The following is a 12,932-nucleotide window of genomic DNA, read 5'->3' as shown; positions in this document are numbered from 1 at the left end:
GGGGAGTGTATGAATATTTTATTGGTAAGCGACACACATGGAAATACGGCGTTTCTGCAGGAGGTTATGAATAGCGTTCTGAGTGAGTATGACGTGGAGTGTCTTTATCATTTGGGGGATTTTTTTGAAGACCCCTTACAAATAGATCGGGGTGATACCTACGTCTACCGTGTTCCCGGGATTTACCATGAAGGGTATAAGAGCGGTATCCTTGACGGGGTGCTTGGCGTTTCTACCATGGGGTTTGAGGTACTCTTAGTGCATGATCTCAGTGATGTTACTCCAGAAAACAGGATTATTTCAGATATTATCATGTATGGACACACCCACACCCCAAATCTTGAGTTGGTTAATAATGTGTTGTATGTGAACCCTGGTCACTTAAAAGCCGCGGTAGATCGGGGTAATACCGCAAGTTATGCGATGCTTTCCTTAGAGGAGAATCGTTGTGCCATTGATATTTTTCAATATGGCGGCGGTATACTACGGAGTATCGAAGTTGAAAAAGTGCATGAGCAGTTAATTGTTGTATAGAAATAAGGAGAATGACATGAAGATAGGTGTATTAGGCTGTGGCAATATGGGAGGGGCTATTGTGCGCGGTATAGCTAAAAAACACCCGACCATAGAAATATTACTCAGCGACCCTTCTCACAAAGCGCTTGACGCTCTTTCTCATGTGGGAACTCCCTGTGCTGCTCAGGAGTGGTTTTCTTCACCGGAGAAAACTCCCGATGTTGTCCTTCTTGCGGTAAAGCCACAGTATCTCCGTGAAGCATGTGCGGTCTTTGCCTCGGTACAGTCGTCAGTGTTGTGGGTTTCCATTGCTGCGGGAATCACGATTGCCTCCCTGGAAGAGGTTCTTCCCACATCATCGAAGATCTGTCGGGTTATGCCCAATACCCCATCTCTTATCGGAAAGGGGATGAGTGGGTGTACCATGAATGCGAGGTGTACCGAGAAAGATCGTACTAATGCAGAAGTTATTTTGGAAAGTATGGGGAAGTATCTCTTTGTACCTGAATCTATGCTGAATGCAGTGACTGGTTTATCGGGAAGCGGCCCCGCCTATGTGTACATGGTAATTGAAGCCCTAGCTGATGGCGGTGTTGCTGCGGGTCTTTCCTACTCCGATGCACTGAGCTGTGCTATACAAACGGTACGAGGGGCTGCTGCTATGGTAGATGAAACAGGTGAGGTTCCCGCTGTGTTGCGTTCACATGTGATGTCTGCTGGTGGGGCTACCGCTGCAGCGGTAAAGTCTCTTGAAGAGGACGGTCTTCGCGCAGCCTTAATTCGTGCCGTCAATGCTTCTGCACAGCAGGCTGCTCGTCTCGGGTAAATTATTTTTCCTTCATGAGGGAGCTTAGTGCTTGTGCAATAGCACGGGCTCCTTCTTCTGAAAGACCTCGACGGGCTCCTTTTTGTTTTTTTCCGTATTGCATCTGTAGGCTTTGTTTTCGCTGTATCTGTGCTGCGTGCAGCTTCATTTTTCGAAGTCGTTCAATTCTGTCCATGGCTACCTCCATATACATAGTGTATCGACATATTACGTTTTGTCCACATCTTTTTGTTTTATATTTGACATCCTGTTCCAACTATTTCATACTATGGATGTTACATCTTACAAGGAGTTTGTATGGACGCACAGCAAGATATGACCGCGTATGAGGATGAGCGCTTGGATATTGGGAGCGATGAAGAGAATACTCTTGCAGATAGATATCTCACTTTCTGGCTGGGGACAGAGTTATACGCCATGGCTATTGAAGATATTATTGAGATTGTAGGGGTGCAGCGTATAACCCCAGTGCCGGATACTCCTTATTATGTGAAGGGTGTGGTAAATTTACGTGGTCAGGTGATACCGGTTATTGATGCGCGTTTACGTATGCATATGTCCGCACGTGACTATGATGAAGAAACCTGTACTGTGGTCGTTTCTCAAGATGATGTTTCCGTGGGTATTATTGTTGACACCGTTGATGAGGTGTTTACCATTACGGAAGAGCAGATCTCTTCTCCTCCCAAAATATCAAATACCCCGCGGGATGACTACATGGAAGGAATTTCGCGACTCAAAGAGAAAACGGTTATGATTCTTAATACACATAAACTTTTGTATCAAGATGAAAATGAGTAAAATCGTTGAATCTTTTTGTATACACTTTTGACTATTACGTATATTATGAAATTGCAACCTTTACGACAGTTCGGCCGGCTTAATGGAAGATTTTAAGAATTTCTATAATCTTTACTTGCGTAACTTCTTATCTAAGGATGAAGAAACTGCTACGTTGTATGATAAATACATGGCCTTGAGCTACGCGGTGCGAACTCATGTGGCAGATCAGTGGATAGCAACACAGTATGTGTATCGCAATAAACAAGTAAAACGCGTTTATTATCTTTCCTTAGATTACTCCTTTGGTCGAAGTCTGAAACGCTACATTGTTGATGCGGGTATTGAAAATGATGTTGAGAAGATGGCATCAAATATTGGCGCAACCATGGAAGAAATCTATTCCTGTGAATATGAGTTTGATTTTGGCAATGCTCCCAAGGGAGAGATTGCTCACTGCATTATGGAGACCCTTGCCAGTCAAGGGCTTGCTGCTATGGGGTATGGATTATGGTATAACTTTGCCGGCTTTAAACAGAAGATAGAAGCGGGGCAACAAAAGGAAATTCCCTATAATTGGCGGGCCGTAGATTACCCATGGGTCGTTAAACGTACCGAGTATACTGAGGAGATTGGTTTTGGCGGACATGTTGTTGCCCATGATGAAGATCTTCCCGTGCATGGTCGATGGATTCCCGATCAATTTGTTACGGCATCTCCCGTAGATTATCCGGTTGTCGGGTATAAAAATGGTGTTGTCAATACGGTTCGTTTCTGGGAAGGCCTTTCAACAGGGGAGTTCCATCCTGAGTATGCAAATCACGGAGATTACAGTAGGGCCTGTGAGGAAAAACATGCCTCTACCGATGTGACGCTGTTTTTGTTTCCCGACGATTCAGTACGTAAGGTGACGGAAGTGCGTATCAAGCAGCAGTATTTTCTAGCCGCATCTTCCCTGCGTGATATCATCCGTCGGTATAAGAATAGTAGTGATACCTTACGCGATATTGGCGACAATATTGTTATCCATATTTCAGATTCAAAGTGTGCGATTGCTGTTATTGAGTTCATCTCAATTCTTATTCAGCAGGAAGGGTTTACGCTTCAGGAGAGCGTGGTAATTGCAGAAAAGGTTTTTATCTTTTCAAGCACCGCCATGGATCATTCTCAAGTGGAAAAGTGGCCGCTGTACATGGTAGAGAAGGTCTTGCCGTACCATGCTCTTCTGATTAAAGAGTTGAATCAGCAATTTCTTGATCTTCTTCGTCGGGAAAAACAGCTCCCCGACGATGCTGCTCGAAATCTCTCCCTTATCGAGGAAGGGCTTGTCAAGAAAGTACGAATGGGAAACATCTGTGTTCTTATTTCGCAATTTGTTTCGGGCATTTCTGACTATCAGACTCAGTATTTGCGTAAAAATCTTTTTAGTGAATTTAATACCTATTTTAATAAAAACTTTTTCTCAGGGTTAAATGGAATATCTCTTCGCCGATGGCTTATTATCCCCAACCCGGATTTAGCGGAAGTGGTCAGTAAGTACATCGGCCAGCGGTGGATTGGAAATAACCGTGAACTGCTCACCCTTGAAAACAAGGCTAATGATCCTAATTTTCACAAAGATTTGGTTACTCTGAAATACCGTGCAAAAGAGTGGTTGGCCACTTATCTTCTGCAAGAGTTTTCGTGCAGGATTGATCCGCGAAGTATGGTGGTTATGCATAACCGAAGAATTCATCCCACGAGTGGCCAAACCGTACAGGTTTTGTATATACTGTATCGCTATTTGTTGCTCAAAGAAGGGAAAGATTTTTGTCCCCGTACTTATATAATTGGTGGGTATGCCGCTCCTTCAGACTTTCTCAGCAAACAGATCATCAAATTAATCCATCTTGTCTCTCATATTGTAAATAGCAATCAGGACACGAGTGATCGTTTGCAGTTGGTCTTTATTCCTAATTGTAATGCTTCGCAGGATGAACGTCTTCTCCCGGCGGTGGATTTGGTGGAACAGCCCTCTGCACGAAATGGTGTTGCCTACGGACTGAACTTAATGCGTTATGTGGTAAATGGCGCTATACCGGCAGTGGGGATCAATCCTCCCGATCGTGAAATTGCTGATATCCTGGGCCGCAATTCAGTCTTTTTATATGGTTCTGAAGAAGAAACATCCTATGACCCCTTGAAAATTATTGAAGACGAAGATAACGTGTTGAATCTTGTCTTTGAGTTTCTTGATAAACGCATACCTGATTTTGAGGGAGGAAAACGTATTTACCCGCTTCTCTCATCACTGCGATATAATGACGAATTGGCAACACTCCAATATTTTAAGGATTATTGTGCTATGCAGGATCGTATTGATGCTGCCTTTGTGGATAGCAGCGACTGGATGTCGCGAGTAATACGGAACTTGGGACGAGCTGGTTTGGCCTCCTTAGACGACCTTATTTTGGAATTTTATAATAACGTATGGGGAAAATGAATGGCTACGCGTAAGGTGATTCAAGGCACAGCAATTGTGCGTGGAAAAGGACTTGGTAAAGCATATTTTATCGGCCGGGCTGTACAGGATTTTACCGTAGAGACTATTCCTCATCATAAGGTTGTTGAAGAACTTGATACCTTTGAAGAGGTTCGCACCAAGGTAAAGCAGTATTACCGTAATTATAATATGGATACCTCCGAAGGACATGATGAGTCTGGAGAAGGTACGATCATGAAAATTTATGAACATATTATGGATGATCCTGCTTTTAAGGGGCAGGTGACGGAGTATATCTCACGAAAAAATTATACCGTTGAAAGCGCTGTTCGTTCGGTTTCAAAAGAGTTTATTGATAAATTTAATTCGGCAGGCACCAGCTACTTTCGTGATCGAAGTAGCGATATGGTAGAAATTTGTGAAACCCTCATCAACTTTCTCAATAATGGGGGAAATGAAAAATATACCTTTTCTGAAGATGTCGTGCTAGTTATTGACCGCAGTTTTACCCCTTCAGATATTGTCAATTATAATGTAAATAAAATTAAGGGAGTTGTGAGTAAAAGTGCGGGGCGAACTTCTCACGCAGCAATACTTGCCCGGTCTTATTCTATACCGGTAATTACAGGGGTTGAGGATATAAAAAGCAGAATTAACCCCCATGAACCTGTCCTTATTAATGCCTATGAAGATCAAATTATAATACATCCTTCTTCAGATGAGTGTGCTGAATATACCGCGTATAGAGAGCGCTACCTGCAGGCACGAGAGGTTGGGGCAAAACGGTGGCATGCACCGGCCTACACTCCTGATGGGGTACACATTTCTGTGTTGGCAAATATTTCCTTTAAGGATGATGTACACATGGCACAGGACAACGGTGCTGACGGTATTGGGCTCGTCCGTACGGAATATCTTCTTTCTGAACGTGAAACCTTTCCCGATGAAGAAGAGCAGTTTGCCTACTACTCACACATTATTTCAGAACAGAATAGCCGTGAAATAGTAATACGGGTTATGGATATCGGTGGTGATAAGGCCGCGAAATTTTTGAAAATGCCAAAGGAAGGTAATCCCTTCATGGGGTGGCGCGCCGTCAGAATTCTTCTGGAGCGCAAAGAGCTGTTTCGTACGCAACTTCGCGCAATTATTCGTGCTGGTCAGGGGTCAAACTATAAGATTATGTACCCCATGGTCACTTCTCTTTCCGAGTGGCGTGAAATAAAGCAATTTACCCATGTTGTGGCTGATGAGCTTGGACTTCCCTGTCCGCCCTTGGGAATCCTCTTTGAAGTGCCATTAGCAATCCTTGAAATAGATTCATTTTTGGAAGATATTGACTTCGCCTCTATTGGGACAAATGACCTTATTCAATACCTGAGTGCAGCAGATCGTAATAACAGTAAAGTAAACTATTTATATAATCCAGCTGAGCCGGCGTTTCTTCGTATTGTTGACAAGGCAATTGATGCCTGTACCGATAAGGGTATTCCGATCTCAATTTGCGGTGAAATGGCCGGTGATCCCATGTACACTATTATTCTTTTAGGCTTAGGGCTTACGCGTTTTTCCGTTATACCAGCCATGGTTCCTATTGTAAAGGAGATTGTCTCCAAGATAAACTTCCTTGAAATACAGGAAGAATTGTCGCATCTACTCTCTGTTACTGAAATAGACAATATTGCTGATTGGATTGAGAAGAAAAATGAGGAGTTGTTAAGCGACATTTTTGAGCGATATCAGATCGATACAGTTTCACACGATTAATCCTTTCATTATTTTTAAGTATTCCCCCGTGACGTTGATATATATTTGTTTCTACGTGTAGAAACATGACTTCTTATTTGGAGAGTGTACAATGCGCATAGCCTGTAAAACTAAACGGTTTCTCGGAGACCGAATAAACATTATTAATTGCACTGCAGCCTTGCGGGAGCGTTTTTCCCGAGTGTTCCTTTTAGAAAGTTCAGATTACCATGCGCGGGAAAATTCTACAACGCTCATCTGCTTTGATGTGTTGGGAGAATTTTCTCTTGAAGATGGCGTTGCTTCAGTAACTTTCAATGGAAAAAAAGAGCAGTGGTCGGTGCAGAATGATATTTCGGAAAAAATTCATGATTTTATGAACTGTTTTCATATTTCCGGAGCAGAAGAGCAGTGCAATGGTATCTTCGGCTATTGCGGTTTTGACTCAGTCTCATATTTTGATACGCATATCTTACAAGGAGATTCGCGAGATCAGATTCCAGAAATGCACTATACTTTTTTTCGGTATATCCTGTCTATTAACCCCTTTGATAATGAGTGTATCCTTGTAGAGAATTGTCCCGAGGCAGAGGCTTCTCGCATAGATGAGATAAGTGAATACCTTCATGGGGCATCAGTGTATTCTGGTCAGTTTTCACGAAGGGGGCAGGAATACTCAACCATGACCGATACGGAGTTTATGGACCTTGTTACCAAAGGAAAAGAGCACTGTCAACGGGGTGATGTATTCCAAATTGTCCTTTCCCGTCGTTTTTCTCAGCCCTTTACGGGGGACGATTTTCAGGTATATCGAGCGCTCCGCTCTGTCAACCCATCTCCCTACCTCTTTTATTTTGATTTTGGAGATTTTCGTATTATGGGTTCTTCCCCTGAGGCTGAGGTGCTTGTGAAAGATCAAGAGGCGGAGTTGCATCCCATTGCAGGAACATATCGCCGTAGCGGCGATGATGAATATGATAAACAGCGTGCCTTAGAACTTTCCGCTGATCCCAAAGAGAGTTCTGAACATGTGATGCTTGTTGATTTAGCCCGCAATGACATGAGTAGACACTGTAAAAATGTGACGGTGCGCCGTTTTAAGGAAATACAATATTTTAGTCACGTTATTCATTTAGTATCCCGTGTTTGTGGCACTCTGAACACTCCTCATTCAGCAGTTTCTGTTTTGGGGGATACCTTTCCTGCAGGAACACTTTCTGGGGCACCGAAATATCGTGCCGTAGAATTGATTGATCAGTATGAGCCACACCGGAGAGGGTATTACGGTGGCGCCTTGGGGTATATTTCATTTTCGGGAGATGTAAATCACGCCATAACTATTCGCTCATTTTTGAGTTCAAAGAATGTTTTGGAGTATCAGGCCGGCGCGGGGGTGGTTATTTCTTCTCGTGAAGAGGGCGAATTGGATGAAGTTAACAATAAACTAGCTGCACTGAAACGAGCCATTATGATTGCGGAGGAGTTGCCATGATTCTACTACTTGATAACTATGATTCATTTACCTATAATCTTGCACACAGTATACGGGAGATTACGGGGCGCCAAGTTTCTATTTTCCGTAATGATGAAATTGAACTTGCTGAGGTGGAAGCATACGATACAATCATCCTTTCTCCCGGTCCAGGTATACCTGATGAAGCGGGCATTTTAAAGCCTCTTATAGAAAAATATTATCGGACAAAGAATATCTTTGGCGTTTGTCTTGGATATCAAGCCATTAACGAAGTATTGGGAGGAAAAATCATTAATCTTGATACGGTGTATCACGGCGTGGCAACACAGATGAATGTTATTCACGAGGATAGTATCTTTCACGGAATTCCTCGTCCCTTTTCCGCTGGCAGGTACCATTCATGGGTGATAGATCCGAAGACGCTGCCGGAAGAGTTAATTTGCACGTGCGAAGATGAGGCCGGTCAGGTTATGGGTATTTCTCATAAAGAATATAATCTTCGTGGTGTACAGTTTCATCCTGAGTCAATACTGACTCCTCATGGAGATGCTATAATAGAGAATTTTTTACGAATAAGTACTGAGATATAAGGAGCTCCTATGAAAGATCTTTTACGCCGTCTTACCCAAGGAGAAGAGCTGACTACCGGGGAAGCTCATACTCTTCTCATTGAGATTACTGAGGGAAAACACACCTCTGCCCAGATTGGTGCTCTTCTTGCCTTGTTTTCCATGCGGCAGATAACTCCGGCAGAGCTCGATGGGTTTCGCCGTGCCCTGCTTGAAAAAGCTGTTATACCTGATCTTGGAACCCGTGATGCTATTGATATGTGTGGTACCGGGGGAGATGGGAAGAACACTTTTAACATATCAACCCTTGCTTCTTTAGTTGTTGCCGGAGCAGGCTATCCTGTCATCAAACATGGAAATTACGGTGTGTCCAGTTCGTGCGGAAGTACGACAATTTTGGAGGCGTGTGGATATACGCCTACCAGTGATGCGGCACGATTACGAGAGCAGTTACGGGAGCATAATTTCTGCTATCTCCATGCGCCCCTATTTCACCCCTCCATGAAAAGTGTTGGACCGATTCGTAAGGAGTTGGGTTTTAAAACTTTTTTTAATATGATTGGCCCCTTGGTAAATCCGGTACAGCCTGTATATCAATATGTTGGTGTATTTGCCCCCTTTGTCGGTGATATCTATAATGAGATTTTACAATCCTGTAGAACACGATATACCATAGTCCATTCATATGATGGATATGATGAGTGCTCTCTTACTGATACCGTGCGTCTTACCGGTACGGATGGTTTTGGCGAATATACTCCATCAGAGCTGGGGGCGCAGGTAATTACTCCTGATAAATTACATGGTGAAACCGATCTATCTGATGCCCGTGATCTTTTTTTACGCATTTTAGAAAACAAGGGGAGTCGAGAGCAACAGGAGGTTGTTCGGGTCAATGCGGCCCTTGCGATTCAAACAATTAATAGCGCCCTCTCTCTTCCACAGGCCATGGAAAAAGCGGCGCACTCCCTTGATTCTGGAGCAGCACGACGAGTATTAGCTGCCGTGGTAGGAGAGTCATCATGAATGTGTTACAAAATATTGCAAAACATATGTATACAGTTGTGGAGCGACGTCGGAATCTTGTCTCTCCATCTGTCTTAGAAAAAAGCTGTTTTTTTTCAAAAAAGTGTATTTCTGCCCGGGATGCCCTCGAAAAACGGGGGAGTTCCGGGATAATTGCCGAGTTTAAACGTCGTTCTCCCAGCAAAGGAGATATTAATACGACGGCTGATCCTCTGGAGACAGCCTTGGGGTATGAAGCGAGTGGTGCAGCGGCCGTGTCGGTACTGACCAATAGCCGCTATTTTGGCGGCAGTGCGGAATTTCTCTGCCTTATTGCAAATAGTTTGACCATTCCGGTATTACGGAAAGAGTTTATTATTGATGAATATCAGATTATTGAAGCAAAGGCTCTTGGAGCAGACTTTATTCTCCTTATCTGTGAGATTCTCACTGCTGAAGAAATTCGTCGTTTTACGCAGTGTGCTCATACTCTTGGCATGGAAGTTCTTCTTGAGCTGCATAGTGAAGAGCAGATTAACAAAATTTCTGACGAGGTTGATCTCATCGGAATTAACAATCGCGATCTTACCACTTTTACCGTTGATCTTGACGCATCGTGCAGAATGATAGAACAATTACCGCGGGATTCAGTTGTGGTTGCAGAGTCGGGAATTGATACACCGGATACGGTAGATGCCTTACGTTCTCGTGGGTTTCAAGGGTTCTTAATGGGGGAATACTTTATGAAACAAAGCAGACCCGACAAAGTGTGTGGTGATTTTGTACGGGCAGTACAATGCGCTGTATAAAACTATGCGGCATGATGATTCCCGCACAGCTGCACGCGGTACGCTCTCTTAAGGTAGACTACGTGGGGGCTATTTTTTATGAAAAATCTCCGCGCTATGCCGCTGATATACCGGGGTTTTCTGCGGCCTTTTCCCAGGTTGCACAAGAAAAGAATACCCTTGGAGTATTTGTGAATGCTTCTTCTGACAAAATCTATGCCATGAGTGAACGATTCCCTTTTTCAACGGTGCAGCTACACGGTACAGAAACACCGGAACAGTGCCGGAGTCTTCGTCGCTCCTTTACAGTGGTTAAGGCCTTCGGTGTTGATGCTTTTTTTTCCTTCTCCGAGGTGGCTGCCTATGAAGATGTGGTTGATTTCTTTGTTTTTGATACCAAATGTAGCGGTCACGGGGGAAGTGGTCGTTCCTTCGACTGGGATATCTTGCATGCCTATGGCGGTGACACACCGTTTCTTCTCTCTGGAGGAATTGGGCCGCACACCCTTTCAGCGATACGTGACTTTTCTCATCCCGCTTTGATGGGAGTAGATATTAACAGCCGTTTTGAACGGGCTCCTGGAGACAAAAATATGGAACAGGTAGAATTTTTCTGTAAGGAATATAAGGGTTATGACTAAAAAATATGCTGTATCTTCACAGGGCTATTATGGCCGGTTTGGTGGCGCGTGGATACCAGAGATGCTTCATGCAAATGTGGAGGAGTTACGTTGTTGTTATTCAGAAATTTTAAATAGTGCGTCTTTTCAGCGTGAGTTTCACACAATTTTGCAGGAATATTGTGGACGTCCAACCCCTCTTACTTACGCCGCCCGTCTTTCAGAATTGTACGGATATACGATCTATTTGAAACGGGAAGATCTTAATCATACCGGGGCGCATAAACTTAATAATACCGTTGGGCAAATACTTCTTGCTGAACGTATGGGAAAAACCCGTATTATCGCAGAGACAGGAGCCGGGCAGCATGGGGTTGCTACGGCAACGGTGTGTGCCATGCGGGGGCTTTCCTGTGTTGTATACATGGGAGAAGTTGACATGGCTCGCCAAGAACCCAATGTGAAACGTATGCAGATGCTTGGAGCGGAGGTGCGTCCGGCAAAGTCGGGAAGCAGAACCTTAAAAGATGCTACAAATGAGGCTATTCGTGATTGGATTGCTCATCCTGAAGATACATACTATTTAATTGGTTCTGTCATTGGCCCACATCCCTATCCGGATATGGTGGCCCGCCTTCAGGCAATTACCGGTGAGGAGATACGATCTCAATATATAGAGAAAGAGGGCGCGTTGCCCACGGCTATTATTGCTTGTGTAGGGGGGGGAAGTAATGCCGCCGGTGCATTTTATCCTTTTCTTGATGAACCCTCTGTTCGAATTATTGAAGCGGAAGCTGCAGGAAAAGGGATCGACTCTGGTGCGTCTGCTGCAACCTCAATTCTGGGCAAGGAGGGAGTAATTCATGGATGCCGAACCCTTTTAATGCAGGATGATGATGGGCAGATTATTGAGCCTTATTCTCTTTCAGCGGGACTTGATTACCCTGGAATTGGGCCGCTCCATGCACATCTTATTTCAACAGGTCGGGCAGAGGTGTATCCAGTAACTGATGCTGCTGCTCTGCAGGCTGCATTTTTACTCACAAAACAGGAAGGAATTATTCCAGCCTTGGAGTCTGCCCATGCCTTGGCGATTCTTGACATCTGTTCTTTTGCTTCAGGAGACGGTATTGTGGTAAATGTTTCAGGACGTGGGGATAAAGATATGGCTACGTATATTTCTGCCATGGAGGAAACAAAATGAATAGAACAAACAGACTGACAAGCCTCTTTGCAACAAAGAAGCAGGATATCCTCAATATCTATGTTACCGCTGGTTACCCCCGTGGGGAGGATACGGTGCGTGTGGTGACAGACATTGCCCGGGCCGGGGCTGATATTGTGGAGCTTGGTATGCCCTACTCTGACCCCCTTGCAGATGGTGAGACGATTCAAGAGAGCTCCCGCCATGCTCTGAAGCAGGGGCTTACCTTACACAATATCTTTGATATGGTGCGTGCTATTCGCCGAGAGTCAGAGGTCCCTCTTGTCTTAATGGGCTATGTAAACCAGGTAATGCAGTATGGTATTGAAGCATTTGTGGCTGCCTGTGTAGAGAGTGGGGTTGATGGCCTTATTATCCCAGATCTTCCGGCAGAAGTGTATCGAGAAGAGTACCATGATCTTTTTACTCGTGCAAATCTTGGAATTTCTTTTTTGGTTACGCCTCAAACATCTTCGGAACGAATTTCCATGCTTGCCAATCTGAGTTCAGCCTTTCTATATGTTGTCTCCAGTTCTGCCATAACGGGAGGTACTGGAGGTATCAGCCCTGAGCAAATAGCGTATTTCCAGAGCGTTGCAAAACATGCTGGTGATACTCCAAAGTTGATTGGTTTTGGTATTTCAGATAAAGATACTTTTGCAACAGCCTGCTCTTATGCTGAGGGGGCGATTATCGGCTCTGCCTTTATTCGGGAACTTGGAAAGAGGGGGCCAGGGGAGGCTGCTTCCTTTGTTCGATCTATTCTTTCATAATTTCTTTGCGGGAGAAGTAATTTCTTCTCCCTTCTATCACATTTATAATCAACAACTTCCTTTCTATTCTTTTACATACGCCACGAAATCTTTCTGAAAAAGATTGCATCCTCCGTGTTGTCGGGGTAGAATGTAAGAAACATCATTTG

General features: G+C 44.1%; 13 protein-coding genes. 12 read left to right on the top strand and 1 reads right to left on the bottom strand.

What is annotated here, in order from left to right; all coding sequences use genetic code 11:
* Window positions 1–9: 9 nt before the first annotated feature.
* Window positions 10–534, top strand: coding sequence for a metallophosphoesterase family protein (locus CALK_RS06285; RefSeq protein ID WP_022636830.1), 525 nt, complete (start codon window positions 10–12; stop codon window positions 532–534).
* 16 nt (window positions 535–550) lie between these two features.
* Window positions 551–1,342, top strand: a complete 792-nt coding sequence (proC, locus tag CALK_RS06280) for a pyrroline-5-carboxylate reductase (RefSeq protein ID WP_022636829.1) — start codon at window positions 551–553, stop codon at window positions 1,340–1,342.
* 1 nt (window position 1,343) lies between these two features.
* Here the strand turns inward: proC and CALK_RS12870 are convergent, their stop codons facing one another.
* Window positions 1,344–1,517 carry a hypothetical protein gene (locus CALK_RS12870; protein WP_155851810.1) on the bottom strand — a complete coding sequence of 58 codons (174 nt, stop codon included), beginning with the start codon at window positions 1,515–1,517 and terminating at the stop codon, window positions 1,344–1,346.
* Window positions 1,518–1,639: 122 nt separating this feature from the next.
* On the opposite strand from CALK_RS12870, the gene CALK_RS06275 reads away from it, so the two are divergent.
* The 10 genes from CALK_RS06275 (at window position 1,640) to trpA (ending at window position 12,783) form a co-directional block, all read left to right on the top strand.
* Window positions 1,640–2,143, top strand: coding sequence for a chemotaxis protein CheW (locus CALK_RS06275; RefSeq protein ID WP_022636828.1), 504 nt, complete (start codon window positions 1,640–1,642; stop codon window positions 2,141–2,143).
* Window positions 2,144–2,225: 82 nt separating this feature from the next.
* Window positions 2,226–4,604: a glycogen/starch/alpha-glucan family phosphorylase gene (gene glgP, locus CALK_RS06270; RefSeq protein ID WP_022636827.1), complete on the top strand. Its 2,379-nt coding sequence runs from the start codon at window positions 2,226–2,228 to the stop codon at window positions 4,602–4,604.
* Window positions 4,605–6,371 carry a phosphoenolpyruvate--protein phosphotransferase gene (ptsP, locus tag CALK_RS06265; RefSeq protein ID WP_022636826.1) on the top strand — a complete coding sequence of 589 codons (1,767 nt, stop codon included), beginning with the start codon at window positions 4,605–4,607 and terminating at the stop codon, window positions 6,369–6,371. It begins immediately after the preceding gene.
* Window positions 6,372–6,462: 91 nt separating this feature from the next.
* Window positions 6,463–7,842 (top strand): anthranilate synthase component I family protein, encoded by a 1,380-nt coding sequence (locus CALK_RS06260; protein WP_022636825.1) that lies wholly within the window; start codon window positions 6,463–6,465, stop codon window positions 7,840–7,842.
* The gene (locus tag CALK_RS06255; RefSeq protein WP_022636824.1) at window positions 7,839–8,414 is read left to right on the top strand and encodes an anthranilate synthase component II; all 576 of its coding nucleotides are present in this window, start codon (window positions 7,839–7,841) and stop codon (window positions 8,412–8,414) included. Before CALK_RS06260 ends, CALK_RS06255 begins: the two co-directional genes overlap by 4 nt.
* Before the next feature lie 9 nt (window positions 8,415–8,423).
* On the top strand, window positions 8,424–9,419 hold the full coding sequence (gene trpD, locus CALK_RS06250; RefSeq protein WP_022636823.1) for an anthranilate phosphoribosyltransferase: 996 nt from the start codon (window positions 8,424–8,426) through the stop codon (window positions 9,417–9,419).
* Window positions 9,416–10,207, top strand: a complete 792-nt coding sequence (gene trpC, locus CALK_RS06245) for an indole-3-glycerol phosphate synthase TrpC (protein ID WP_022636822.1) — start codon at window positions 9,416–9,418, stop codon at window positions 10,205–10,207. Before trpD ends, trpC begins: the two co-directional genes overlap by 4 nt.
* The gene (locus CALK_RS06240) at window positions 10,195–10,827 is read left to right on the top strand and encodes a phosphoribosylanthranilate isomerase (RefSeq protein ID WP_022636821.1); all 633 of its coding nucleotides are present in this window, start codon (window positions 10,195–10,197) and stop codon (window positions 10,825–10,827) included. Before trpC ends, CALK_RS06240 begins: the two co-directional genes overlap by 13 nt.
* Complete coding sequence (gene trpB / locus CALK_RS06235) at window positions 10,820–12,010, top strand: tryptophan synthase subunit beta (RefSeq protein WP_022636820.1); 1,191 nt, start codon at window positions 10,820–10,822, stop codon at window positions 12,008–12,010. The genes CALK_RS06240 and trpB overlap by 8 nt, the downstream gene beginning before the upstream one ends.
* Window positions 12,007–12,783, top strand: coding sequence for a tryptophan synthase subunit alpha (gene trpA / locus CALK_RS06230; protein ID WP_022636819.1), 777 nt, complete (start codon window positions 12,007–12,009; stop codon window positions 12,781–12,783). Before trpB ends, trpA begins: the two co-directional genes overlap by 4 nt.
* The last annotated feature ends 149 nt before the right edge of the window (window positions 12,784–12,932 follow it).

The organism is Chitinivibrio alkaliphilus ACht1, assembly GCF_000474745.1.
GTDB lineage: Bacteria > Fibrobacterota > Chitinivibrionia > Chitinivibrionales > Chitinivibrionaceae > Chitinivibrio > Chitinivibrio alkaliphilus.
The sequence above is the reverse complement of the archived record's forward strand: the minus strand, read 5'-3'. Positions and strand labels throughout refer to the sequence as shown.